Annotated in this window: 16 protein-coding genes; 5 read left to right on the top strand and 11 right to left on the bottom strand. The window is 69.8% G+C overall.

Annotated features, from left to right (window positions below; genetic code table 11):
* Positions 1 to 53 precede the first annotated feature (53 nt).
* The 4 genes from AB6807_RS08045 to AB6807_RS08060 all read right to left on the bottom strand — a co-directional run bounded on the left by AB6807_RS08045 (position 54) and on the right by AB6807_RS08060 (position 9,069).
* Positions 54 to 5,378, bottom strand: coding sequence for a beta strand repeat-containing protein (locus AB6807_RS08045; RefSeq protein WP_371084179.1), 5,325 nt, complete (start codon positions 5,376 to 5,378; stop codon positions 54 to 56).
* A 59-nt stretch (positions 5,379 to 5,437) separates the two neighbouring features.
* Positions 5,438 to 6,904, bottom strand: coding sequence for a CsgG/HfaB family protein (locus tag AB6807_RS08050; RefSeq protein WP_371084180.1), 1,467 nt, complete (start codon positions 6,902 to 6,904; stop codon positions 5,438 to 5,440).
* Positions 6,905 to 6,918: 14 nt separating this feature from the next.
* A complete protein-coding gene (locus AB6807_RS08055; RefSeq protein ID WP_371084181.1) occupies positions 6,919 to 7,518 on the bottom strand; it encodes a hypothetical protein in 600 nt (199 codons plus the stop codon).
* A 216-nt stretch (positions 7,519 to 7,734) separates the two neighbouring features.
* The gene (locus AB6807_RS08060) at positions 7,735 to 9,069 is read right to left on the bottom strand and encodes an aminotransferase class III-fold pyridoxal phosphate-dependent enzyme (RefSeq protein WP_116914347.1); all 1,335 of its coding nucleotides are present in this window, start codon (positions 9,067 to 9,069) and stop codon (positions 7,735 to 7,737) included.
* Between the two features lie 70 nt (positions 9,070 to 9,139).
* Between AB6807_RS08060 and purU the strand changes: the two genes are divergently transcribed.
* Positions 9,140 to 10,006, top strand: coding sequence for a formyltetrahydrofolate deformylase (purU, locus tag AB6807_RS08065; RefSeq protein WP_116914348.1), 867 nt, complete (start codon positions 9,140 to 9,142; stop codon positions 10,004 to 10,006).
* A 72-nt stretch (positions 10,007 to 10,078) separates the two neighbouring features.
* On the top strand, positions 10,079 to 11,383 hold the full coding sequence (locus AB6807_RS08070; RefSeq protein ID WP_371084182.1) for a serine protease: 1,305 nt from the start codon (positions 10,079 to 10,081) through the stop codon (positions 11,381 to 11,383).
* Positions 11,384 to 11,441: 58 nt separating this feature from the next.
* Here AB6807_RS08070 and AB6807_RS08075 read toward each other — a convergent pair whose 3' ends face one another.
* The 4 genes from AB6807_RS08075 to AB6807_RS08090 all read right to left on the bottom strand — a co-directional run bounded on the left by AB6807_RS08075 (position 11,442) and on the right by AB6807_RS08090 (position 18,331).
* Positions 11,442 to 11,813 (bottom strand): YXWGXW repeat-containing protein, encoded by a 372-nt coding sequence (locus AB6807_RS08075; protein WP_116914350.1) that lies wholly within the window; start codon positions 11,811 to 11,813, stop codon positions 11,442 to 11,444.
* Between the two features lie 154 nt (positions 11,814 to 11,967).
* A complete protein-coding gene (locus tag AB6807_RS08080; RefSeq protein ID WP_371084183.1) occupies positions 11,968 to 13,290 on the bottom strand; it encodes an SGNH/GDSL hydrolase family protein in 1,323 nt (440 codons plus the stop codon).
* A gap of 66 nt (positions 13,291 to 13,356) precedes the next feature.
* On the bottom strand, positions 13,357 to 16,659 hold the full coding sequence (locus tag AB6807_RS08085; protein ID WP_371084184.1) for a carboxyl transferase domain-containing protein: 3,303 nt from the start codon (positions 16,657 to 16,659) through the stop codon (positions 13,357 to 13,359).
* 10 nt (positions 16,660 to 16,669) lie between these two features.
* Positions 16,670 to 18,331, bottom strand: a complete 1,662-nt coding sequence (locus AB6807_RS08090; protein ID WP_371084185.1) for an AMP-binding protein — start codon at positions 18,329 to 18,331, stop codon at positions 16,670 to 16,672.
* 85 nt (positions 18,332 to 18,416) lie between these two features.
* Here AB6807_RS08090 and AB6807_RS08095 point away from each other — a divergent pair, with 85 nt between their 5' ends.
* From AB6807_RS08095 to AB6807_RS08105, 3 genes are all read left to right on the top strand, one after another.
* Positions 18,417 to 19,106 carry a TetR/AcrR family transcriptional regulator gene (locus AB6807_RS08095; RefSeq protein ID WP_116914353.1) on the top strand — a complete coding sequence of 230 codons (690 nt, stop codon included), beginning with the start codon at positions 18,417 to 18,419 and terminating at the stop codon, positions 19,104 to 19,106.
* Positions 19,107 to 19,132: 26 nt separating this feature from the next.
* Entirely contained in the window at positions 19,133 to 20,404 is a 1,272-nt protein-coding gene (locus tag AB6807_RS08100; protein ID WP_371084186.1) for a branched-chain amino acid ABC transporter substrate-binding protein, read from the top strand.
* 435 nt (positions 20,405 to 20,839) lie between these two features.
* Positions 20,840 to 24,079 (top strand): bifunctional cytochrome P450/NADPH--P450 reductase, encoded by a 3,240-nt coding sequence (locus tag AB6807_RS08105; RefSeq protein WP_371084187.1) that lies wholly within the window; start codon positions 20,840 to 20,842, stop codon positions 24,077 to 24,079.
* A gap of 141 nt (positions 24,080 to 24,220) precedes the next feature.
* On the opposite strand, the gene AB6807_RS08110 is transcribed toward AB6807_RS08105, so the two are convergent.
* The 3 genes from AB6807_RS08110 to AB6807_RS08120 form a co-directional block, all read right to left on the bottom strand.
* A complete protein-coding gene (locus tag AB6807_RS08110; protein WP_371084188.1) occupies positions 24,221 to 25,000 on the bottom strand; it encodes an esterase/lipase family protein in 780 nt (259 codons plus the stop codon).
* 123 nt (positions 25,001 to 25,123) lie between these two features.
* Positions 25,124 to 25,759, bottom strand: coding sequence for a TetR/AcrR family transcriptional regulator (locus AB6807_RS08115; RefSeq protein ID WP_116913571.1), 636 nt, complete (start codon positions 25,757 to 25,759; stop codon positions 25,124 to 25,126).
* A 16-nt stretch (positions 25,760 to 25,775) separates the two neighbouring features.
* On the bottom strand, positions 25,776 to 26,303 hold the full coding sequence (locus AB6807_RS08120; RefSeq protein ID WP_371084189.1) for a phasin family protein: 528 nt from the start codon (positions 26,301 to 26,303) through the stop codon (positions 25,776 to 25,778).
* Positions 26,304 to 26,313 lie beyond the last annotated feature (10 nt).

Consider the following 26,313-nt stretch of genomic DNA (forward strand, 5'->3'; position numbering starts at 1 on the left):
ATAGAAAAAAGCCGCGGGCCCGAAGACCCGCGGCTTGGCGAAGCGGCTGCCCCTCAGCGCGCCGAGATCGTCGACACCGCCGAGTTGCCGGTGGCCGATGCGGTGATCTGGTTGCCCGTGGTGCGCAGCGTGCTGTTGCCCACCGCCCCCGAGATGCCGACCCCGAAGTTCACGCTCGTCACCGTGGCCGTCACCGCGCCGGTGTTGACCTGGTAGTTGCCGATGGCCGCGCTCGGCGTGCCGGTGTTCAACGCGGTCTGGGTCACGCGGTTGGTCGCACTGTTGCCGACCGCCTGCGCGGCCAGCGTGTTGCCCGTGACACCGACCGTGCTGCCCGACACGCCTGCGCCCGTGCCGTTCAGCGCCACCTGGTAGCTGCCGCCCGTGCTGCTTGCCGACACCGCGCCGCTGTTGACCTGGCTGTTCAGCACCGCCGCGCTCGCCCCCACGTTCAGCGCCAGCGGCCCGCCCAGGCTCGACGAACCCACCGTGGCCGCCGCGCCGTAGCCGCTGCCGCCGCTGGACTCGAGCACGTTGGTCGCCGCGTTGCCACGCGCCAGGGCGGCGGTGGTGTTGCCGTCGATGGAAACACTGCCGCCGTTCAGCGGCGCCGGGCCCGCGAGCGTCACGCCCGCCGCCGTGGTGGCCGAAGCCGTCACGCCTGCTGCGCTTTGCTGCACGTTCGCGATGCCGGCGCTGGCGCCCTGCGTTGCGCCGCTCGCCACCGTCAGCGTGTTGGTCGCGCGGTTGGCAGAGGCCTCGGCGAAGGTGCTGTTGCCCGACACCGAGACGGCGCCGTTGTTCAGCCCCTGCGTGCCGGCCACGGCGCGGTCGTCGTTGTAGATCGTCGTTGCGGCCGTGCTGCTGACCGTGGCGGCGGGGTTGCCGACCGTCTGGCGGTTCGACAGCACATGGTCGCCGGTGGCCGTGACGAGGCCCGCGCCGGTGTCCAGCGTGGCCGAGCCCGCGCTGCCGAGCGGCTGCGTGTTGGCCGCGCTCACGCCCAGCGTGTTGGTCGCGTCGTTGGTCACGGCCAGCGCGGTGTTGCTGTTGCCCGAAAGGCGCACCGTCGAGTCACGCGACGCGGCCGGCGCGAACAGCTCGAGCGTGGACGACGCCGTGACCGGTGCCGTGCCCGACTGCGACGACTGCAGCGCCGAGCGCGCTCCCACGTTCGCCCCGGCCAGCGCCACGCTGTTGAGCGCGGTGTTGGCCACCGCCTTGGCGCTCTGGCTGTTGCCGGACACGTTCAGCGTCGAGCCGCTCACCGACGACAGCGCGGCGGTGTCGACGCCCACGCTGCCGGTCGCCGTGGCCGACACCGCGCCGGTGCCCTGCTGCACGTTGGCCAGCGCCTGGTCGGCCAGCACCAGCACCTGCGAGCCCGGCAGCGCGGTGGCCGCGGCCGTCGGCAGCAGGCCGCCGCTCAGGGTGTTGCCGTTCACGTCGATGCTGTTGGTCGCGGCGCTGCCGGTGGCGGCCACGGTGTTGCTGTTGCCCTGCAAGGTGGCGCTGCTGCCGTTCAGCGCGTTGGCGCCGGTGAGCGTCAGCCGGGCCACGCTGTTGCCGCTGGCGCTGACCACCGCGTTGCTGTCCTGCGCGTTCAGCACCGCGACGGTGGCCGACTGCGAGGCGCCGCCGCTCAACGACGCCGCGTTGGTCGCGCGGTTGGCCGAGGCCTCCGCGTAGGTCGCGTTGCCCGTGATGGCAAAGCTGCTGTTCAGCAGCCCCGCGTTGGCGGGCGCCGAGCGGTCTTCGTTGTAGAGCGCGGTGTCCGCCGTGGTGGTGACCGAGCCGCCGGCCGACTGGATGTTGGCCAGCACCTGGCCGCCGATGGCAAGGCTGGCGCCGGGCACAGGCCCTTGCAGCACAACCGCCGGAATGCCGAAGCCGCCCGCGCCCGAGGTGCCGCCCGCCACCGCCACCGTGTTGCTCACGTCGTTGATCACGCCGAGCGCGGTGTTGCTGTTCTTGGCGATGCTCACCGACGAGCCCGACACGGACGCCGGCGCGAAGGCCTGCGTGAACGAGCGCGACACCACCGCCGCCGAGCTGCCCTGCGCGGACAGCAGCGCGGAGCGGGCCGCGACGTCGGTGCCGGCCAGGGACACCGCGTTGCTCGCGGTGTTGGCCACGGCCTTGGCGCTTTGCGCGTTGTTCGACACGCTCAGCGTCGCGCCGCCGATGGCCGCGCCGGGCATGGTGTCCACGCCGAAGGCCGCCGCCACCTTCGAAGACACCGTGGTGCCGGTCACCAGCTGGATGTTCGACAGCGCGTGGTCCGCCACCGCGCCCGCCACGCCGCCGATGCTGGCCGCGCCGCCAATGGGCAACCCGTTGCCCACCGCCACGCTGTTGCCCTTCACGTCGATGCGGTTGGCCGCGGCGTTGCCGGTGGCCGAGCCGGCGGCGGCATTGCCGTCGACGCTGACCTTCGAGTCCTGCAGGCTCGCCCCGCCGAGCACCACCTGCACGCCGTCCTTGTTGGCGAGACCGCCGGATTCCTGCCCGGTCTGCGAAGTGACCGAGGCGCTGGTGAGCTGCAGGTTCTGCAACGCGGTGGTGGTGGCGACGCCGACGCCGTCCACGCTCACGCCGTTGGCCGCGCTGTTGCTGGTGGCGCCGGCCACCGTGGTGTTGCCGCTGGCGTCCACCTTCGAGCCGGCGATGTTGCCCTCGACCGTGGTGCGCACTTCGGGCCCGCCGGTGCGCATCGCCAGGACCTCGCCCTGGCCCGACTGCGCGTTCTGCACGCTGAAGGCCGCGTTGGTGTTCAGCGTGGTGCCCGTGAGCGTGGCGCCCGTCAGCCCGAAGCCGGCGGTGTCGATGGTGTTGCCCTTCACCGCCACGGTGTTGCCCGTGGCGCGGCTGCCGTAGGCCAGTGCCTGCGCCGTGTTGCCCGAGCTCGACACGGTGCTGTCGGTGAGCGCGCCCGTGACCGCGGTGCGCACCACCGTGCCGCCTTCGGCCCTGGCCGAGATGACGGTGCCGTTGCCCGCCACCGCCTGCGTGTTGGTGACGTTGGCCACCGAAGCGTTCGCGCCGCTCAGGTTGTTGATGTTCAGCGTCACGCCGCTGGCCGCGTCGTTGCCGTAGGTGGCGGCCACCAGGGCGTTGCGGTCGTTCGCCACGCCGGCGTCGGACACGCTGCCGGCCACGGTCACCGAGAGCGTGTTGGACCCGACGGCGGCGGTGTTGATGTTGGTTGCCACCGACTGGTCGTTGAGCACGCCGTAGGCCGCGCGCACCGTGGGCAATGCCGCGGCGTTGTTGTCGAACGGCAGCCCGCTCGCAAGGTTGACCGACACGCTGGAGGCCGCGCCGGCTGCCGGCGTGGCGCTCACGTTGCCCGCCGTCACGCCCAGGCTGTTGCCCGCCGTGTTGCCGTAGGCGATGGCGCGCTGCAGGTTGTCGGTGAGCGAGGCCGAGCCGCCCTGCAGGTTGCCGTTCACCGCGATGCGTGCCTCGGGGGTGAAAAGCCCCGCGCCGACGCCCGAGTTGGCGTCGGCCGTCTGCACGCTCGCGATGCCCGCGCCGGTGCCCACCGCGTTGCCCGACAGCGTGAGCGTGTTGGTCGCGCCGTTGCCCAGCGCCACCGCTTCCTGCCGGTTGAGGGTGAGCGACAGCGTGCTGTCCGCCACGGGTGCGCCGCCGCCGTTGGCAGTCAGCCAGACCTGCGAGCCCTGGTTGATGGCCGCCACGCCGCCGTCGTACAGGCCCTGCAGGTTGCTCAGCGTGGCCGCGCCGCCGGCGGAGACGCGGCCGTCGGAAGCAGCACCACCCGAAAGCAGCGCGTTGCCGTTGCCCAGGGCCACGGTGCCGGCCGCCAGCGACAGCCCCTGCGTCACCTGGTTGCCCTGCGCCGTGGCGGCCACGGTGTTGCCCGACACCTTGACCGCGGCGCCGTTGGTGCCGCCGGTGCCCACCGGTGCCTCGCCGGTCTGCGCGGCGATGACCGAGGGCATGACGTAGGCCGTCAGCGGCGCCTGGTAGTTGGCCTGCTGGTTCGCCACGGCGGCGGTGCCGCCGAACGAGGCCGCGTTGCCGCCCGTGGAAATGGCGCTCGACGCGGTGTTGCCGGTGGCGTCGGCCGTGATGCTGTTGCCCACGAGCGTCACAGGCGCGCCCTGGCTCGACTGCACGCCCGCCAAGATGGCAGCGCCTTTGGTTTGCGCGAAGGTCGTCACGCCGAGGTTGCCCTGGCTGTTGAGGATGGCCAGGTCGGCGTTCACGTTGCTGGTCAGGCCCACGCCGTTGTGCGTGCTGTTGTTGGCCGCCGTGGCCGCGGTGCCCGAGCCCGCCACGCTCACGCCGTCGACCACGATCCGGTTGCCCGCCGTGCCGGCGGTGGCGCCCAGCGCCTCGTTGCCGGTGGCCGCGCTGGAAATCACGTTGCCCTGCACCGACAGCGAACCCGTCAGCGTGTTGGCGCCACCCGCAGGCGCGCCGCTCACGATGCCCAGCACCACCGACTTGTCGTTGATTGCCTGGTGCATGACACCGACGATGCCATTGCCGTTCGCCTGCAGGTTGGCGACCACCGCCGAGCCCGCGAAGGCGGGCGCGCCGCCCGGCTGGATCTCGGCCGTGTTGGTCGCGGTGTTGGCCTTGAGCACGGCGGAAATCGAGTTGCGGTCGAGCGCCGCCTGCACGGTCAGGGGGCTGAGCGTGTTGGTCGTCAGCACCAGGTCGACCAGGCTGTTCTGCACCAGCGCGCCCGAGCTGGCGCCGGTGGCCGACTGCAGCGTGGTCACCACGATGTTGCCCTTGGCGTCGAACAGCGGCACGCCCGCCGGGTAGGTCAGCACCGAGGTGCCGGCTTGCGCCGCGCCGCTGGCCGAGGCCGTGCCCGACACCACCGAGCTGCCACGGTTGAGCGTGGTCGATGCCGAGATGGTGTTGTCCGCGTTCACCACGCTGCCGCTTTGCAGCACGGCCGACTCCTGCAGCAGGCGGGTGTCGATCACGTTGGCGTTGATGACGCCGGTGTTCGAAGACACGCCCAGCGTCGCGGCGTTGTCCACCGGCAGCGGCGTCAGCGGCTGGATCGCGTTGGCGAAGCTGTTGCCCGTGGCGGTGGCGCCGACCAGGTTGCCGGCGGTGGCGGCGGCCACGGGGTTGGGCACGCCCGGCATGCCGATCGAGGTGGTGCCGACGGTGGCGCTGGTAACGGTGGCCGTCACGTTGGCTGCGTTGGTGTTGCCCGAGTTCACCGTCGGCGTACCGGTTGCCGTGCCGTGGTAGGCGGCGTCGACCGAGGTCTCGGCGGCCTGCGCGCCGCTGCTGGCAATCAACGCCATCGCCACGGCCGAGCCGATGCGGCTGCGGCTGAACATGGGCGCGCGTGCGGCCCGGCTTTGGATCTTGCGTGCTTTCATTGCGTGACTCCTGGATATGAGGAAACGGACGGGGTGAAAAACGGAATGCCTGCGCGTGCTCAACCGCCCTTGGCGGATGTGTCTGGCGACGAGGCGGAAGCGGAGGGGGAAGCGGTGGGGGAAGCGGTGGAAGAGGAAGCTGTAGAAGATGCAGACGAGGCAGCAGGCGCGGCACCCACCACCGGGCTGCCCACGCGCAGCTTGGCGATCTCCTGCAGGCCCGGGCCGTCGCGGTGGATCGACGTGTCGGCCGCGTCGGGCCGCCAGGTGACGCTGATGGCGCCCGGCGGCACGCCGCGGTTGGCCAGCGCCGAGGTCACGGCGGCAATGCGCTGGTCGGTGAGCTCGTCGCGCTTGCGGGCGTCCCAGTTCTCGGTGTCGCGCGCCACCAGCACGATGTCGGTCGCGCCCTTCTTGGCGGCGCCGGCGATCTGGTCGATCAGCGCCAGCGAGCTGCCGCCGAGCGTGGTGGCGCCGAAGTCGAAGGCCACCTGTGTGGCGCTGCCCGTGAGCCGCGCGCCGCCGGCGCCGGTGGCGTTGACGGCCACATTGCCCTGCGCCACGGGCGAGGTCGCCGCCGCGCCGCCCACGGTGGCGTCGGCGGGGTTGTCGACCTTGCGCAGCTCGGCGGCGGGCACCATCGGAATCTGCTCGCCGCCGCCGGGGCGCATCGTCATGCAGGGCCGGTGGTCGACCTGCGTCACGGCCGCCATGAGCCGCACCACGCCTTCTTCGAGCGCGGCGCGCACGCCCATCTGCACCGGCTCCTGGCCCTTGGCGCCGATGTCCACGTCGTACAGCTTGCTGCCGAAGAAGCGGAACACGTTCAGGCCCACTTCGTAGCCGTTGAACTGCTTGGTGAGGCTCACCGTGCGCACCACCATCAGCGACTTGGTGTCCACGATGCGCAGGTCCACGCTCACCGACTGGCTGAAGGTGCGCGCCTTCACGCCCACCTGGTTCACCGCGACCTCGGCGCCGCCGGAGTTGATGTTGTAGTTCAGCTCGGTGATGCCGCCCACGATGAAGTAGTCGGACTTGTTGATGGTGCCGCCGAAGTACGGCAGCCACGGCACGTTCTGCCCGCCGTTGGGTCCGCCCACCTGGTGGTTGCGCCCGTCTCCGAGCTGCCGGCGGTCGGCGTAGGCGAGCTCGCGCTCGGCGATCACGGGGTCGAAGCGCTCGGCGATGCTCACCGCGCCGCCGAGCTTGCCGAGCGCCGAATACACCATCAGCGCGCCGCCCTGCGTGATGGCGTTGCCTTCGTTGATGCTGTACTTGCCGGTGTAGTCCTTCACGTCGCCCACGCCGATGACGATGGGCGGGCGGCGCGTGGCGGCGACGTGGTCGGCGTAGCAGGCGAGCACCGCCTCCATGGGCGTGACGTTGTCGCGCACCGCCGGGCCGAGCACCACGGGCGCTTCGCCCGGGGCGAAGCGCTGCTGCGGCGCGGCAACGCAGCCGGCGAGCACGGCAACCGCCGCGGCGGCCAGTGCGGCCAGAGAAAGGGAGCGTGGGGTGTGCATGGTGCCTGCCCTGTTCAATTGAGCACGCCGAACGCGCATGCCGAGCTGCCGCCCACGCTGGCGGTCTGCGCGCCGGCGTTGCCTTGCGTGGAGTTCAGCGCCTGGTTGGCCGCGCCCTGCACCTGCGTGCTGGTGCCGCCGATGACGGCCGAGCCGACCGCGCCGGCGTTGGCCTGCGAGGTGCCCACCGTGGCGCCGCCGAGCGTGCCCACGGCGGTGCGGCTGTCGTTGCCCGACGCGTCGGAGCGCGCCCCCGCGTTCGACGGTGAGTTGGCCACCGTGCTGTTGTTGCCGTCGTTGCCGGTGGAGGTGGCCGAGACGTTGCAGTTGTACTGCCGTCCGATGTTCGTGTTGTAGACCGGCGCCGCGTAGTAGCCGCTTTTCTGCTTGCGCACCATGTCCTGTACCGCGGCCTGGTTGACCTTGTCGGTGCTGGTCTGGAACTGCCACGACGTGTTCTCGCCCACGTTGTTGGCGCGCGCCAGCGGCACCGCGCTCGCAACGGCCAGGGAAAACGCAAAGGCAAGCGCAAGCCTCGGCGCGGCATGGGGCGCGGGGCGGTTGCGGTGGCGCCGGGACGTGGGGTCGCCGACGGAAAGAACGACGCGAGGCATGGCAGCTCCTTTCGAAAAACCGCACTTTTCGAAACCGAAAGTGCTACGTTTAGCGACTGGATGCTAGGGAGGGGGCCCCGCCGTCGGAATCCCGAGAACCGGTGGAATTGAGGGGGTCTACCCCAATGCCGGAGCCACCGGATCCGGTGGATCGCGCACAAAAAAACGGCGGGGAGCGACGCGCCGTCGCTCCCCGCCGTTCATGATTTCAGCCGCTCAGGCGTGGGCCTTGATGGAATCGGCCAGCGTGTTCACCAGCGTGTCGATGTGCGACTTTTCGACGATGTACGGCGGCGCGATGACCAGCACGTCGCCCGCGGCCCGCACCAGCGCGCCCTTGTGGAAGCAGTCCAGGAAGATGTCGTAGGCACGCTTGCCCGGCAGGCCCGCGATGGGCGCGAGCTCCACCGCCGCGGCAAGGCCCAGGCTGCGGATGCTGATGACGTTGGGCAGCCCCTTGAACGCGCTGTGGAAGGCGTCGCCCAGCACCTTGCCCATTTCGCCGGCGCGCGAGAACAGCTGCTCCTGCTTGAACAGATCGAGCGTGGCGACCGCCGCGGCGCAGGCCACCGGATGACCCGAGTAGGTGTAGCCGTGGAAGAACTCGACCACGTGCTCGGGCGCGTCGGTCTTCATCATCGCGTCGTAGAGCTTGTCGCGGCAGATCACGCCGCCCAGCGGAATCACGCCGTTGGTCACGCACTTGGCGAAGTTCAGCATGTCGGGCACCACGCCGAAGTAGTCCGACGCGAAGTTGCTGCCCATGCGCCCGAAGCCGGTGATGACCTCGTCGAAGATCAGCAGGATGCCGTGCTTGTCGCAGATCTCGCGCAGGCGCTTCAGGTAGCCCTTGGGCGGCAGGTACCAGCCCGCCGAACCGGCGACCGGCTCCACGATGATGGCGGCCACGTTGCTCGGGTCGTGCAGCGGCAGGATGCGCGTCTCCAGCTCGACCAGCGGGTCTTCGGCCCACACCGGTTCCTCGTTGTGGATGTAGGCGTGGTTCACCGGGTCGTGAATGAAGCGCATGTGGTCCACGCGCGGCAGGAAGGCCGAGCCGAACACCTTGCGGTTGCCCGGAATGCCGCCCACCGACATGCCGCCGAAGCCCACGCCGTGGTAGCCCTTCTCGCGGCCGATGAACACGTTGCGGTGGCCCTCGCCGCGGGCGCGGTGGTAGGCCAACGCCACCTTCATCGAGGTGTCGGCGGCTTCCGAACCCGAGTTGCAGAACAGCACCTTGTTCAGGTCGCCCGGGGCGAGCGCGGCGATGCGCTCGGCGGCCTCGAAGGCGCGGTCGTTGCTCACCTGGAAGGCGGTGGCGTAGTCGAGCGTGTCGAGCTGCTTCTTGATGGCCTCGTTGATGGGCTTGCGGTTGTGGCCCGCGCCCACGCACCACAGCGAGGAGATGCCGTCGATCACTTTCTTGCCGTCGTGCGTGGTGAACTCCATGCCGTCGGCGGCGACGAAGACGCGCGGGTCTTTTCGGAAATGACGGTTGGGGGTAAAGGGCAACCACTGGTTGTCCATGTTGAAGTCCTGATGGGCCATGTCTCGCTCCTGCGGGTATGTGGTGGACGAAAATCGCGATTCTGGCACCCCTGCCACAATCACGCCCCTGATGACGACCACTACGCCTTCCTCACCCGCCTACATCCTCACCCTCTCGTGCCCCGACCGGACGGGCATCGTGCACGCCGTGTCGGGCTTCCTGCTCGAGCGCGGCGCCAACATCGAAGAGGCCGCCCAGTACAACGACCACGGCACCGGCCTGTTCTTCATGCGGGTGCGCTTTGCCTGCGTCGAGCACAGCGAGGCGGTGCTGCGCGAGGAACTGAAGGGCTTTGCCGCCGGCTTCGGCATGAGCCTGCAGCTGCATGCCGCCGCCGAGCCGATGAAGACGGTGATCCTGGTGAGCAAGGAAGGCCATTGCCTGAACGACCTGCTGTTCCGCTGGAAGAGCGGGCTGCTGGCCATCGACGTGCGCGCCATCATCTCGAACCACCGCGACTTCTACCAGCTGGCCGCCAGCTACAACGTGCCCTTCCATCACATTCCGATGACGGCCGCGACCAAGGCGCAGGCCGAGGCCAAGGAGCTGGAGATCATCGAGGCCGAGGGCGCCGAGCTGGTGGTGCTGGCGCGCTACATGCAGATCCTGAGCAACGACCTGTGCCGCAACCTGGCCGGGCGCGCCATCAACATCCACCATTCGTTCCTGCCCAGCTTCAAGGGCGCCAAGCCTTACTACCAGGCGCACGACCGCGGCGTGAAGCTCATCGGCGCCACCGCCCACTACGTGACGGCCGACCTCGACGAGGGCCCGATCATCGAGCAGGACGTGGCCCGCGCCGACCACACCGACACGGTCGAAGACCTCACGGCCCGCGGCCGCGACACCGAGAGCCAGGTGCTGGCGCGCGCGGTGAAATGGCACAGCGAGCACCGCGTGGTGCTGAACGGGCACCGCACGGTCGTCTTCCGCTGAGGGCAGGGCACGTGTAAGCGGGTGTAGCATCCGGCGCCCAGGAGCCGCTCGGCGCTCCTGCAAAGCCTATCGATGAGACACCTGCCGCACCTCGCCCTTTCCTTCGCGCTCGCCGTCGGCCTCACGGCGCTGACGATTTCCAACGCTTCGGCCCAAGCCGCATCGGCCCCGGCACAGCTGACGCAGTTGGCGCCACTGGCGCCGCTCGCGCCAGACGCCCTCTTCGCCCGCGTCTCGCCCGCTGTCTGGGTGCTCCAGGCCAGCGACGCCCAGGGCAAGGTGCTCGCCGTCGGCACCGCCGTGGCCACCGGCACGGGCAGCGCGGTAACAAGCTGCCAGCTGCTCGCCAAGGCCGCGAGCGTGACGCTCAAGCGCGACAACGTCAGCTACGGCGCGACGCTGGAGTTTCCGGACGCCGAGCGCGACCTCTGCCAGCTTCGCGTTCCCAACCTCCCCGGCCCGCCCCTGGCCCTCGCGCCCGCGGGCTCGCTGCAGGTCGGCATGCCGCTGTACACCGTGGGTTCGCCCCGCGGCAGGGAACTGACGCTGGGCATCGGCATGCTGGCCGGGCTGCGGCGCGGCAATGCCGGCCAGTTGGAAGCCCTGCAGCTCAACACCGCACCGGCGGCCGGCATGGGCGGCGCCGGCCTGTTCGACGCGCAGGGTCGGCTGGCCGGGCTGGTCAGCGCGGCTTCCATCGTGACGGGGTCCGCGGAACTGGCGATGCCCGCGTCATGGATCGCCGAATTGCCGACGCGCGGCCGGGTGGCCGTCGAGCGCATGGCGGCGTTGCCCCCATCTGCGCCGTCCGCTGGCGCATCGGTCGCGCGGCCGAGCGTGGTCGAGTACCGGCTGCTCGACCGGCTGACCGGCATGTCGCGCCCGGTGGTCTACCGCGCGGACGCGAGTCCGCCGGATGGTGCAATCAGCTTCAACAGCGGTGGCTGGGTGGAAAAGCCCGGCGGCGAGGTGGTGGGCGTCACCACCGCCATCGCCGGGGAGTTCGACGCGGTGATGCCGCCCGGCGGCTGGGCCGGCGAAATCCTCAAGCAGAAGACGGTGTGGAGCACGCGCTACAGCTCGGTGCTCGGCGGCATGCGCGTGAACATGGACCTCAACGCCGTGGCGGCGGACAACACCACCCTCGCGGTGGCGGGCCGCAACCTGAACGTCGTGCGCATCGAGTACCGGGGTTACACCCAGCGCTTCGCGAACGCGGGCGCGGTGGTGGGCAACCAGTACGGCCACTACCGGGCCGATGCCTGGTTCTCACCCGAACTGGGCCGCGTCGTGCGCTTCGAGGTGCAGACGCGTGGCGGCTCCCTGACCGGTGTCTTCCACATCAACGAAGTCCTCGAGCTCGTCGACATTCGCTAGAGGACTTCGCGGGGATGCGGCGCCAGTTGTGGCGCCGGTTGCAGTGTCAGTCGCAGCGTCAGTTGCGGTAAGGGTTGTTCGGCCGGCGGTCGTAGCGGTTCGGCACGCCGTCGCCGTCGCGGTCCCAGCGGCCGGCGCTGTACTGCCAGCGGCCGCCGTCCTGGCGCCACTCCGGCGCGCGGTAGGCGTAGCCCGGGCGTTCGCGCACCCACACACCGCCCACCCAGGCGTGGCGGCCACCACGCCATTCATAGTGGCCCGGCGCCCACACGTAGCCGCGACGCGGCGGCGGCACGCGTTCGAAGCGCGGCGGCGGCGGAGCGACCTGGATGACCACAGGCTGGGCCTGCGCGGTCGTGGGAACGGTCATTGCACCCACCGACAGCAGCGAAGCAGCGCCGATGGAAAAAGCCAATGCGATTGTTTTCATGAAGGACTCCTCATGAGTTGTTGGAGGAGCCTTCATGCTGCCGAGCCCATGTGAACCGCCTGTAAGCGGGGCGCGAAGTCTTGTGTAAAGCTGTTTCGCACGCCGACGGCTCCCAACAACCTCCGACGGCGCTCTCCTCACGCCGCGCGAGCGCTCACTCCTGCAGTTCCTTCAGGTCGACGGCCGCGCTCATCGCCGCGTGCCCGGCCTTGTTGGGATGCAGGTGATCGCCCTTGTCGAACTGCGGGTTGAGCGCCTGCGGATCGGCCGGATCGCGCAGCGCGGCATCGAAGTCGATCACGCCGTCGACGTCCTGCAGGTTGCGTATCCACCGGTTGACGGCATTGCGCATGGCCTCGTTGCCCTCGTTGAAATAGGGCGTGTTCTTGAACGGCGGCACCGTGCCGATGAGCACCTTCACACCCTTGGCGCGCGCCTGCTTGACCAGCTGCGCCAGCCCCTCGGTGATGCGCTCGGCGGTCGGCATGTCGCGCGGCGCCACCGCCAGGCCCGGCAGGCCCGCGAGCACGCTGCGGCCGATGTCATTGGTGCCCATCAGCACGATGACGTGGGTCACGCCGCTCTGCGCCAGCGCATCGCGCGCAAAGCGCGACAGGCCGCTTGGGCCGATGCCGTCGAGCAGGAGGCGGTTGCCGCCGATGCCCGTGTTGACCACGGTCACCTCCTGCGGTGCCTCGGGGCTGTCGCGCAGGCGCGTGGCCAGCAGGTCGGGGTAGGCGCCTTCGCCGGTCTCGCCGCTGCCCGCGGTGATGGAGTCGCCGAAGGCCACCACCGTGCGCACCGGCTTCGACGTCAGCACGTCCAGCCCCGTGACGATGTGGTTGATGCCCTGCGCGGTGGCGTCGCGCAGCTTGGGCGTCGCGACCGCGTTGCCGTGCACCACCCAGCTCGTGTCGCTCGAGCGCATGTGCACGGTGGCCGCGGGCGTGTTGCCGTCGAAGAACGCGCTGACCGTCACGTTCTGCCCGGCCTCGATCTTCAGGTCCACGCCGTCGCTCCAGGCATCGGCGCCGGGCGCGATGGTGAGGCTCGAGCGCCCGCCGAACTGCAGGATGCGCAACGAGATGGGCGAGATGGCGTCCGCACCGGTGCTGCGCGCCACGCTCGCTGCCGCGATGCGCATCGGCACCTTGCCGAAGCGGTTCGAAAAGCGGATGCGGATGTGCTCGCCATCGAGCGTGGGCTCCAGCAGCTGCCGCAAGGTCTGCGCCTTGAACGCGTTGCCGGTGAGCCCCGGCAATTGCCCCATGCCCGGAACCGCGGCCAGCTCACGAAAGTCCAGCGGCGCCACCGCCCATGCAGCCACCCAGTGCGCCTCGGCCGGCTGCTTGGGCGCACCGCTCCCGGTGGGAACGGCATGCACGCCCACGGCCAGCGCCGCCAGGCAAAAAGCGGCCACCCAATGCGCGAGAGCAACCTCGCGCAGGCGGGCGAGCCAACTGGAAACCGATTTCATTTAGGCAAAAACGACTAAGTTTAGGCAGCTCCTTTGTCCTTTGCGTGACCGGGTCTAGTTGCGTGGTTACCAAGTGTCGACGTAGGGCGTGACCGGCTGCCGCGCCCGCGTGGCGGACTCCAGACCGCGCACCAACCAGGTGCGCGTGTCCGCCGGATCGATGACCGCATCGATCTCCAGCGTCTGCGCCATGTGGATCGCCTCGCCGTTGGCGTACTGCTGCGCCACCAGCTGCTTGAACAGCGCGTCGCGCTCGGCGCCCTCGGCCGCGGCCGCGAGTTCCTTGCGAAAACCCAGCCGCACGGCACCTTCGAGGCCCATCGCGCCGAATTCGCCGGTCGGCCAGGCCACGGTGAACACCGGCGCGTCGAAGCCGCCCGCCGTCATGGCCTGCGCGCCCAGGCCGTAGCCCTTGCGCAGCACCACGGCGAAGAAGGGCACGCGCAGGTGCGACGCCACCATGAACATGCGGCACACGTGGCGCACCTGCGCCTGCGCCTCGACCTCGGGACCCACCATGAAGCCGGGTGTGTCGCACAACGACACCAGGGGCAGCCCGTGCGCATTGCACAGCTGCATGAAGCGCGCGGACTTGTCGGCCGCTTCCACGTCGATGGCGCCGCCCAGGTGGTGCGGGTTGTTGGCCATCAGGCCGACCGGGCGGCCCTCGATGCGCGCCAGCGCGGTGACGATGCCCGCGCCGAAACCCGCGCGCAGCTCCAGCAGCGAGCCCGTGTCGGCCACGCCGCGCATCGCCGCGCGCACGTCGTACACGCGCAGCCGGTTCTCCGGCACCACGTGGCGCAGCGTGCGCGGGTCGGCGCATTGCCAGTCGGTGGTCGCGCCCTGGAAGTACGACAGATACTGCCTGGCCGCGGCCACGGCGGCGGCCTCGTCTTCCACCAGGATGTCGATCACGCCGTTGCGCGACTGCACGCTGCTCGGGCCGATCTGCTCGGGCGCGAAGGTGCCCAGCCCGCCGCCTTCGATCATGGCGGGCCCGCTCATGCCGATGTTGCTGCCCTTGGTGGCGATGATCACGTCGGCGCAGCCCAGCAGCGCCGCGTTGCCCGCGAAGCAGCGGCCGTGCACGATGCCCACCACCGGCACCTTGCCCGACAGCGCCGCGAACTGGCTGAAGGTGTGGTTGTTCAGGCCCGCCACGATGGGCATGTCGGTGTCGCCCGGCCGGCCGCCGCCGCCCTCGGCGAACAGCACCACCGGCAGCTTCAGCTGGTGCGCCACCGCCAGCAGGCGGTCGGTCTTGTGGTGGTTGCGCATGCCCTGCGTGCCGGCCAGCACCGTGTAGTCGTAGGCCAGCACGGCGCAGCGCGACACCTCGGGGCCGAACTGCTTCGCGTTGATGCTGCCCAGCCCGGTGACCATGCCGTCGGCGGGCGTGTTGGCAATCAGGTCTTCGAGCGTGCGGCGGCGCGTTTGCGCGGCGATGGCGAGCGCGCCGTACTCGATGAAGTTGCCGGGGTCGCTCGCGGTGTCGCACAGGTCGGCGATGTTCTCGCGCGCGGTGCGCCCACCTTGCGCGTGGCGCTTGTCGACGGCCGCCTTGCGGTTGATGTCGAGCGTGGGCGCGTGGCGGTCGATGACCTTGCGCAGGTCGGGGCGCACCGCATCGAGATCGTGCGTGGTGCGCGCCTCGGCCTCCACGGCTTGCGCATCGACCGCCTCCAGCTGCACCAGCGACTGGCCTTCGACGAGGTAGTCGCCCGGCGCGGCCAGCAGCGCGACCACGCGGCCCGCCACGGGGGCGTGCAGCAGGTGCTCCATCTTCATGGCCTCGAGCACGCCGAGCTGCGCGCCGGCGGGCAGCACGTCGCCCACCTCGACCTCGAACTGCACGAGGCGCGCGGGCATCGGCGCTTTCACGGTGAGCTCGTCCGAGCCGTCGTCAGCAACCACGACAGGGGCGACATTGGCGACAGGCGCCGCCGTCGTCTTCTTCGCTTGCTTGTCGAGCGCAGCCGCTGCCGCCAGCAGGTCGCCCAGGTGCGCCTCCACGAAGCGCGTGTGCACCGCCTGCGTCGCGAACTCGGGGCGCGCCGCAATCGCGCGCAGCAGCGACAGGTTGGTGGCAATGCCCTCGATGTGGCATTCGTCCAGAGCGCGCAGCGAGCGGCGCAGCGCGTCTTCGAAACGCGGCGACGGCGACTGCACGATGAGCTTGGCCAGCAGCGTGTCGTAGTGCGGCGAAGGCGCCAGGCCCGCGTAGCCGTGCGTGTCGACGCGCACGCCGGGGCCCGAAGGCAGGTCGAAGCGCGCGAGCGTGCCGCCGGACGGCCGCGCGTTGCCTTGCGCGTCGAGCGTCTCGGCGTTGATGCGCCATTGCAGCGCAAAGCCGCGCTGCGGCGCGGTGCGGTCGGCCTGCACGCCCAGGTCTGCCAGCGAGCGGCCCGCGGCCACTTCGACCTGCAGCTGCACCAGGTCGAGCCCGGTCACCGCCTCGGTCACCGTGTGCTCCACCTGCAGGCGCGGGTTGGCCTCGATGAACACGAAGGGCAGGCTCGTCGATGCCGCGTCGACCAGAAATTCGAAGGTGCCGAGCCCGCGATAGCCCACCGCCTTCGCCATGCGCAGCGCCGCCTGCGTGACCTGCGCGCGCAGGGCCTCGGGCAGCGACGGGCTGGGCGCGATCTCGACCAGCTTCTGAAAGCGCCGCTGCAGCGTGCACTCGCGCTCGCCCAGGCTGGCGACCGCCGTGCCGTCGCCCAGCACCTGCACCTCGATGTGCCGTGCATTGCGCATCAGGCGCTCCACGTACACGCCCTCGATGCCGAAGGCCGCCTTGGCTTCGGACATGCAGCGCGCATGCGCCTCGGGCAGCGCCTGTGCGTCGAGCACCGCGCGCATGCCGCGCCCGCCGCCGCCGCCGATGGCCTTGACCATCACGCCCGCGCCCTGCGCGTGCTGCTCGGCGAAGAAGGCCTGCGCCTGCGCGAGCGTGACCGCGCCCGCGCTGCCCGGCATCACCGGCACCTCGCACTGCGTGGCCAGCGCGCGGGCGCGCGCCTTGTCGCCGAACAGGCCGAGCTGCTCGGGCGTGGGGCCGATGAACACGAGGCCGGCGTCCGCGCAGGCCTGCGCGAAATCGGCGCGCTCGCTCAGGAAGCCGTAGCCGGGGTGCACCGCGTCGCAGCCTTGCGCCCGGGCGATGGCGATGAGCGCGGCAATGTCGAGGTAGGCCGCGGGCCCGGTCGCGTCGAGCGCGACGGCGGTGTCGGCCAGCTGCGCGTGCAGGGCCGCGGCGTCGTCGCGCGCATGCACGGCCACGCTGGCAATGCCCAGGTCGCGCAGCGCGCGCACCAGGCGAACGGCGATCTCGCCGCGGTTGGCAATCAGGACTTTGGAGAACAAACGAAACCTCTCAGCTTGGGTCTTTGAGCAGGCGACGCAGCACCTTGCCCGCGCCCGTGGTGGGCAATGCATCGATGAAGCTCACGGCGCGCGGCGCCTTGTAGCTGGCCATGTTGTCGCGCGCCCAGGCCACGAGCGCATCGGCCTCGAGCGTGGCGCCGGGCTTGCGCACGATGAAGGCCTTCACGACCTCGCCCTTCTCGGCATCGGGCTGCGCAATGACGGCCGCCTGCGCCACCGCCGGGTGCTTGATGAGAATGGTCTCGACCTCTTCGGGGAACACGCTGTAGCCCGAGACCTTGATCATTTCCTTGAAGCGGCCGATGAAGGTGAGATAGCCGTCCGCGTCGAGCTTGCCCATGTCGCCGGTGTGCACCCAGCCGTTGCGCAAGGTGGCCGCGGTGGCCTCGGGCTTGTTCCAGTAGCCCTTGAACACGCCCTTGCTGGTGAGCACGATCTCGCCGACCTCGCCCGCGGGCAGGTCGGCCTGGGTGTCCGCGTCGACGATGCGGATCGTCACGCCCGGCACCGCGATGCCCTGCGTGCCCCAGCGCGGCGCGTGGTGCGGCGTGTAGGTGTCGCAGGTGTGGGTTTCGCTCAGGCCGTAGGCGGCCTCGAAGGACGTGCAGTTCGGCGCATGCGAGCGCCACTGCCGTGCCAGCGGCTCGGTGAAGGTGATGCCGAAGCTGGTCACCGGGTTCATCTGCAGGCTCGACAGGTCGAAGCCGGCGATGTCGGGCACCTGCATGCAGGCCACGTTCATCGGCGCGATGCTGTACCACCAGCTCACCTTGCAGGCGGCAATGGCCTGCAGCACCGTGCGCGGGTCGAAGCGGTGCAGCAGCACCGACGTCGCGCCGCTGAGCACCGGCACGTTCACGCCCATCAGCATGCCGGCGATGTGGTACAGCGGCGCGATGGACAGCAGCACGTCCGCCGGGCCCACGCCGTTGCAGTCGGCCGCGGCGCGCGTCTTGAAGAGCGCGTTGCCGTAGCTCAGCATCGCGCCCTTGGGCAGGCCGGTGGTGCCCGAGGTGTAGGTCATGAGCGCGATGTCGTCCATGTCGATGGCCACGGGCTGCGGCCTGGCGTCGGACTGCATCGCGGCCAGGAAGTCTTCACAGCCTTCGACGCCTTCACAACCTTCGGGAAGGGTGCGCTCGCCCTTGCGTTCCGCCGCAAGCTCCGCAGGCAGGTCGAGCGAAGGCTCCGCGGGCAGCAGGTCGGCGTAGTGCACCACGAACACGTGTTCGAGCGCGCTTTCGGGCTGCACCTTGCGCACCACCGGCAGCAGCGCGACGGCCGCGACGATCACGCGCGCCTTCAGGTCGTTGACCTGGTAGGCCAGCTCGTGCTCCTTGTTCAGCGGGCCGCTCGGGCAGACGATGGCGCCGATCTTCTGGATGCCGAAGTGCGCCACCAGGTACTGAGGGCAGTTGTTCAAAAAGAGCACCACGGGCTCGCCCTTCTTCACGCCCAGCGCCTGCAGGCGCGCGGCGAAGGCGTCGCTCGCGCGGTCGAGCTGGGCCCAGCTCATGACATGGCCGTACCAGATGCAGGCGGCGCTGTCGGCGCGTTCGCGCGCGTGGCCGCGCAGGTATTCGTGCAGCGGCTGCTCGGGGCGCGGTGGCAGTTCGCGCAGGTTCTGCGCGGCGGGCTTGGTTGTCTCCATGGCGTCACTTTCTCAGGGTTATCGATAGCCGCCCATGCAGGGCGGGCGCTTGCCAATGCCGCATGGTGCACGAACAATCCTACCCATGGGTATAACTTCCGCGACACGGCACAAACCCTCTGGAGACCAGAGCGACGCAACGACACAGCCCCACCTGCCGCAGGGCACAGGCCGCCAGCGCGCGGCCACGCAGAGCACCGACGTGCAGCGCGAGCGCATCCTGCAGGCGGCCGCGCAGCTCTTCGCGGCGCAGGGCTACGCGAACACCACCATGGCGCAGATCGTGCGCGCGCTGGGCGTGACCAAGCCCTTCGTGTACTACTACTTCCGCGACAAGCAGGAGATCTTCGAAACGCTGTCGTGGCGCCCCGCGGTCGACTGCTTCACCGCGCTCGACTTCGCGGCCGACGACCCGCGCCGCGCCAGCGAGAAGGTGCTCGAGGGCCTGGAGCGGCTGATACGCGCCACCATCACGCACCACCCCTGCGCCTTCTTCGCGTACCGCGAGCCGCAGGTGTACCGCCCCGAGTACATCGCGGCGCAGAAAAAGCTCGCGCACCACTTCTACGACCTGCTGTGCCCGCTGCTCGAAGAAGCGCGGCGCGACGGCGACCTCGACTTTGCGGAAACCAAGATCACCGCGCTCGCGGCCTGCAGCCTGCCCGGCTTTCTGTACAGCTGGTACCGCCCTGGCGGCCGGCTCTCGCCCGACGAGGTCGCGGCCGAACTGACCAAGCTCGCCAGCCGCGTGATCGGGCTGCAAGCGAAGAACTGACCGATCACCATCCCCGGAGACACACCATGAAGTTGAAGAATGCGCCCCTGGCGCGGATCGCCCTTGCCTGCCTGGTCGCCACCATGGCCACGGCCAACATCGCCCAGGCCCAGGCCCCGCAGCAGACCTACAAGATCGCCTACATCGACCCGCTCTCGGGGCCCTTCGCCAACGTCGGCGAGCTGATGCTGATGCACACGCAGTACGCCATCGAGGACATCAACGCCAAGGGCGGCGTGCTGGGCGGCACCAAGCTGCAGCTGCTGCAGTTCGACAGCAAGCTCTCGGCGCAGGAGAGCCAGAGCGCGCTGCAGGCGGCCATCGACCAGGGCGCGAAGGCCATCGTGACGGGTGGCTCGGGCTCCTCGGTGGTCACGGCGCTGGTGCAGTCGGTGGCGCGCTGGAACCAGCGCAACCCGGGCCGCGAACTGATCGTGCTGAACCACTCGTCCATCGACCCCGAGATGACGGGCAAGGCCTGCAGCTTCTGGCACTTCCAGACCGAGGCGAACACGGCGATGAAGATGAAGGCGCTGGCCAACTACATCAAGAAGACGCCGGAAGTGAAGAAGGTGTACCTGCTCAACCAGGACTACGCGCACGGCAAGCAGTGGGCCAGCTACGGCCGCCAGCTGGTGGGCCTGGCGCGCCCCGACATCCAGTTCGTGGGCGAGACGCTGCACCCCATCGGCCGCGTGAAAGACTTCGCGCCCTACATCGCGAACGTGAAGCAGAGCGGCGCCGATTCGGTCATCACCGGCAACTGGGGCCAGGACATGACGCTGCTGCTGAAGGCGGCGGGCGACGCGGGCTACAACCTGCGCTACTTCAACCACAGCGCGGGCTCGGTGCCGGGCACGGTCACGGCGGTGTCGCAGGCCAAGCTGGGGCAGCTGACGTGGGTGGCCGAGTGGCACCCGGGCGAGGCCGACACGCCGAAGGTCGACGCGCTGGCCAAGGCCTACAAGGCGAAGACGGGCAAGGACTTTCTGGCGCCGCGCATCGACATGACGCCGCGCCTGCTGGCCGCGGCGATCAACAAGGCGGGCAGCACCGACACGGTGAAGGTGGCGCACGCGCTCGAAGACCTGAACTTCGACTCGGTGGTGGGCCCGGTGCGCATGCGCGGCGAAGACCACCAGCTGCTGTTGCCGCAGGTGGTCAACACCATCGCGCCGGTGGACGGCAAGACGGTGAAGGTCGGCTGGGAAGGCACGAACTACGGCTTTCGCACGGACGCGATCTACACGGGGAACGAGCTGGCACAGGGCACTGATTGCAAGATGGTTCGTCCCTGATTTTTGTTTTGTTCTCGGCGCTGCTGTTCAGGGCGTGTGAACAGGCCGCCGGGTACTTCCCTCCGCGAATGTCCCCCGGGGCTTCGCCCCTCCTCCTTTATTTCGCTGCGGGAAGCACCCGACGCCCTGTTCACCTGGGCACGCTGCTGGTGACCGGCTCGTCAACGACCGCTGCGCACAACGATCACGACGGCGCGGTGCCCCTTTGCGAGAAATAAAGGAGGAGGCCGAAGGCCGGGGGACATTCGAGCAAAGGGGTACCGCGTCGGCGTGATCGCGCCCTGAACTCTTCGCGCTCCGAGCTCTTCGAAACCCTGTCCCTGCCAAGCCCGCCCTAGGGAATCCCCGCCCTGCCCCCGGCCCGTGTCGTCGGGATACTCCGGTTGTTACACCCCGGACATCCGAAGCGGGTCCACTCCAAAGGCACAACAGACCATGGCAGGCAAAAACTCGCTCCACCCGATCCCGCATCCGGCGAAGAAGCCCTTCGTCGGCAACCTGCTGTCGATCGGCTCCGACTCTCCCGTGCTCGACATGTGGAAGATCGCGAAGGACTTGGGCGGCATCTACTGGCTCGACATGCCGGGCATGCCGGTGATCGTGGTGTCCTCCCCCGCGCTGGTGGACGAACTGTGCGAAGAGAAGCGCTTCGACAAGAGCACGCGCGGGGCGCTGCGCCGGTTGCGTGCGGCGTCGCACGGCCTGTTCACTTCCGACACGCACGAGGAAACCTGGTCGAAGCCGCACAACATCTTGCTGGCCAACTTCAGCCAGCGCGCCATGCAGGCCTACCACCCGATGATGCTGGACATCGCGGGCCAGCTGGTCACCAAGTGGGAGCGGCTGAACTTCGACGAAGAAGTGGACGTGGTGCGCGACATGACCGCGCTCACGCTGGACACCATCGGCCTGTGCGGCTTCGGCTATCGCTTCAATTCCTTCTACCGCGAAGGCTTCCACCCCTTCGTCGACGCGATGGTGCGCACGCTGGAAACGGTGCAGAACCGCCGCGGCCTGCCGCTCGAAGAGCTCATGCTCAAGAAGGAGCTCGCGCAGCAGCGCAAGGACATCCGCTACATGCACAAGATGGTGGAAGACATCATCCAGGAGCGGCGCGCGAGCGGTGCCGACATCGCCACCAAGCCCGACCTGCTGAGCTACATGATCGCGGGCGTGGACAAGAAGAGCGGCGAGCAGCTCACTGACAAGATGATCCGCGACGAGTGCATCGAGTTTCTCATCGCGGGGCACGAGACCACCAGCGGCCTGCTCTCCTTCGCCATCTACTTCCTGCTGAACAACCCGGAGGCGATGGCCAAGGCGCAGGCCGAAGTCGACAACGTGTTCGGCCCCGACACCACGCAAAAACCCACCTACGCGCAGGTCAACCGGCTGCAGTACGTGATGCAGGTGCTGAAGGAGTCGCTGCGCATGTTCCCCACCGCGCCGGCCATCTCGATGCGCGCGAAGGAGGACACGACGATCGGCGGGCAGTACACGATCAAGAAGAACAACATGGTCATCATGCATGCGCTGGCGCTGCACCGTGACAAGGGCATCTGGGGCGAGGACGCCGACCGGTTCAACCCCGACAACTTCACCCGCGAGGCCGAACGCGAGCGGCCGGTGAACGCCTTCAAGCCCTTCGGCAACGGGCAGCGCGCCTGCATCGGGCGGCAGTTTGCGCTGCAGGAGGCCGTGCTCACGCTCGGCATGATCCTGCAGCGCTTCAACCTGGTGGACCACACGGGCTACCAGCTGAAGATCAAGGAGGCGCTGACCATCAAGCCCGAGGGCCTGAAGATCAAGGCACTGCTGCGCGACCCGGCCACGCGCCCGCGCGGCAACATGACCGACGCGGCCGCCGCGCCCGTCCAGGCCGCGCAACCCGCGCAACCCGCCACGGGCCCGGCACGCAAACCGCAGCCCGCGCGCCACGGCACCTCGCTGCTGGTGCTGCAGGGCTCCAACCTGGGCACGGCCGAAGACCTGGCGCGCCAGCTGGCCGAGGCCGGCGAGGCGCGCGGCTTTTCCACGCAGCTGGCTTCGCTCGACGACTACGCCGAGCGCCTGCCGGCCAACGGCGCGGTGGCCATCGTGTGCGCCTCGTACAACGGCGTGGCGCCCGACAACGCGGCCGAGTTCCACCGCTGGCTCGACAAGGCCGACGACGCGCTCAACGGCGTGCGCTTCAGCGTGTTCGGCTGCGGCAACACCGACTGGGCCGCCACCTACCAGGCGGTGCCGCGCCGCATCGACGAGCGGCTGCAGGCGCTGGGCGCCACGCGCGTGCACCCGCGTGGCGAAGGCGATGCGCGTGAGGACATGGACGGCGCCTTCCAGGACTGGAGCGACGCGCTGTGGCCCGAGCTGGTGAAGGCCTTCGACATCAAGACCGGCGCCGACACGCCCGCGCAGAGCGAGCCGCTGTACACGCTCGAGGAGCTGCCGCCGCCGCAGAAGAACGCGATCGTCGATGCGCTGGGCGCGGTCGCGTTGCGCGTCATCGAGAACCGCGAGCTGCAAAGCGCGGGCGGCAGCGACGAGGCCGGCCGGTCCACGCGCCACGTGGAGCTGATGCTGCCCGAAGGCCTGGTGTACCGCGCCGGCGACCACCTGAGCGTGGTGCCGCGCAACAGCCCGGCGCAGGTGGAGCGCGCCATGGCGCGCTTCGGCTTCGACCGCACGGCCCATGTGCGCCTGCACGCGGGCGCAGGCCGCAAGGCGGCACTGCCGGTGGAGCAGGTGATTGCGGTCGACCGGCTGCTGGGCGACTACGTCGAGCTGCAGGACGTGGCCACGCGCAAGCAGATCGCCACGCTCGCGGCGCACACCGAATGCCCGTTCACCAAGCCGAAGCTGCTGGCGCTGTCCGGCAGCGACGAGGTTTCGCAAGCCGCCTACAAGGCCGAGGTGCTGCACAAGCGCAAGTCGCTGCTCGACCTGCTCGGCGAGCACCGCGCCTGCCAGGTGCCGTTCGCGGTGTTCCTGGAAATGCTGTCGCCGCTGTCGCCGCGCTACTACTCGATTTCGTCGTCGCCGACGATGACGCCGGGCCGGTGCAGCGTGACGGTGGGCGTGGTGAGCGGCCCGGCCAGGTCGGGCACCGGCACCTTCGAGGGCGTGTGCTCCAACTTCCTGGCGCGCGCGGAAGCGGGCGACACGGTGCACGGCGTGGTGCGCGAGACCACGGCGGAAGGCTTTCGCCTGCCGGACGACGCGAGCCGCCCGCTCATCATGGTCGGCCCGGGCACGGGGCTGGCGCCGTTCCGCGGCTTCCTGCAGGAGCGCGCGGCGCAGGTCGAGGCGGGGAATTCGATCGGCGAGGCGCTGCTGTTCTTCGGCTGCAGGCATCCGGAGCAGGACTTCATCTACGCCGACGAACTCAACGCCTGGGCGCACCGCGGCGTGATGAAGCTGCACACCGCGTTCTCGCGCGCGGGGGACCGCAAGGTGTACGTGCAGGACCTGATCCGCGAACAGGCGGCCGACGTGTGGAAGCTGCTGGAGGCCGGCGCCGTGGTGTACGTGTGCGGCGACGGCTCGCGCATGGAGCCCGACGTGCGCCGCACGCTGAGCGACCTGGCGCGCGAACATGGGCACGACAGTGCCGCGTGGATGGACAAGATGATTGCCGACCAGCGCTACGTGCTGGACGTGTGGGCAGGGGCCTAGGCTCGCCCCCAGGCTTGCCCACTTCGTGTGGCCTCCTTCCCCCTATCGGGGGCAATACCTGCGGCCCGGCAAAGCCGGTTCCGCGGTATTTCTGGAAGGGGACGGGACAGCTGCGCTGCGTCGCGTTGCGTTGGGTTTTGGTCAGTCCGCGCGGTCGGGGTCCGGGTACACCAGCGGTCCGAGCAACCCGCGATTGAAGGGCTTCCACTGGCCTTCGGCTTGCGCCAGCCGGTCGGCCACGGCGTAGAGCACGGCCGGGTGCGCGCCCAGGCCCAGGTGGCTGGCCAGCACTTCGATGTTTTCCGACTGCGGGCCGGTCTTCTCGATGCTGCAGCGCCAGGCGACCACGCCGTCTGTGCGGCTGAAGATCGACGTTGTCGGCACGGGCGGCGTGGGCTGCACGAACTTCATGCGGCGCGGGTCGTGCGAGCTCTGGCCGCTCACGCCCTCGTACACGCGCCATGCGTTGGTGGCGCGCGGGCTGCCGGAAAACGGGCTTCCCAGCGTGATCACGTTGCGGATCATGTGCGAGTACGACGACGCCAGCAGCCGCGCGTAAACGCCACCCAGGCTCCAGCCGATGACGCTGACCTTCTCGCCGTTCTTCTCGTGCAGGGTCTTCAGCAGCTCGACCATGCCGTGCTCCACGCCTTCGCGCGGGCCGAGGTTGCGGCCCTGGCCCCAGCCGTGCGCGTCGTAGCCGCGGCTGCACAGGTAGCGGCGCAGCAGCAGCGTGGAGCCGTCGCCCGCCACAAGGCCGGGCAGCACGATCACCGGGTGCCCGTCGCCGCGCGGCGTGAGCTGCAGCAGCGGCCACATGGCGATGCCGGCGCCGGTTTCCCACAGCGCGCGCGCCTCGGCCAGCAGCAGCAGGCGCGACGGCGGCGCGATGGGTTCCTTGGCGTGGGTGGCGGTGGTCATGATCAGTGGCTCCTTCGGCGCGATGGCCTGTTGTAGCGCGTTGTGGCTCTTGATGGACTTTTATCGTCTTGTTCGCAAAGCTGGGGCTCTGGCAGCCAATGCCCCGTCGGACAACAACGTCATTTATCCGAGGTATTTGCCCCTCAGGTAATCGAGGTAAGCCCTCGATTCGCTGGAAACATACGGCGAGACGAGGGTGAGCGTGTAGAACGCCGCCAGCCCCGGGTCGGCCTGCGCGAGGGCGTCCCGCCCCGGCACCAGCCGCTCGAACGACAGCCAGCAGGTGGTGGTGAACACCATCTGCAGCGCCAGGATGCGCGCCTGCTCGGCGCTGGTCTCGATCACGCCCGAGGCCACCAGGCCTTCGCACAGCGCCTGCGCGGCCAGCAGGTTCTGCGCGGTGAGGGCCTGCGCGCGCTGGCCCAGCGCGGGGTACTCGCTGGCCAGGAAGGCCATGTCTCGGTAGATGAAGCGGTATTCGTCGATGGCCTCGAAGCGCAGGTGCAGCGCCAGCCACAGGTCGTCGATGGCCGCGATGGCGGCCGACGAGCCGTTCAGCGCCTCCAGCCGCTGCTCGAAGCGGCGGAACAGCCACTCGACGATGAGCTGCTTGGCCTTGAAGTGGTAGTGCAGGTTGCCCGGGCTGATGCCGAGCTCGGCCGCGATCTTGTGCGTGGACACGGCCGCGAGGCCCTGCGCATTGAACAGCGCGAGGCTGGCCTGCAGGATGCGGTCGCGCGTGGTGTTGGAACTGGCCACAACGGCGGTGGGTGGCTCAGCGTCTGGCGCGGCCGCGGGGGGCGGCTGCGCGCGGGCTTTCGGCAGCGGCAGTGGCAGTGGCGGCAGAACCCGCGGAGCCTTCGAGCTGCGCCACGCGTTCGCGCAGTTGCGCCACCTCGTCGCGCAGGGCCTGCACCTCTTGCGCGTTCGGCAGGCCCAGGCGCTCCAGCGCGGTGGCCACGCGCTGGTCGAACACGTCCTCGAACTTGCGGATGCCGAAGCTGTCGAGGCTGGGGACCTTGCCCTGGCGGATGCCGAGCAGGCCTTCGATCACGTTGGCCTGGCGCTTGGCGACGTCGTTGCGCACGGTGTCCAGCGCCTTCAGGCCGGCGCGCAGCAGGCCTTCGGCCTTGCCGGGGGCCGCGGCCTGGGTCTTGCCGGCAGCAGGTGTGGCCTTGCGGGGAGCAGCCTTGCGGGGGACGGCCTTGCGGGCAGCTGGTGCCTTGCGTGCGGGCACCTTCTTCGCGGGCGCCGCCCTCTCCGTCTTCTTCGACTTTGCAGTTTCGTCAGCGCGGGTCGCCATGCAGTGCTCC

Source organism: Variovorax sp. RCC_210 (assembly GCF_041355175.1).
Lineage (GTDB): Bacteria > Pseudomonadota > Gammaproteobacteria > Burkholderiales > Burkholderiaceae_C > Variovorax.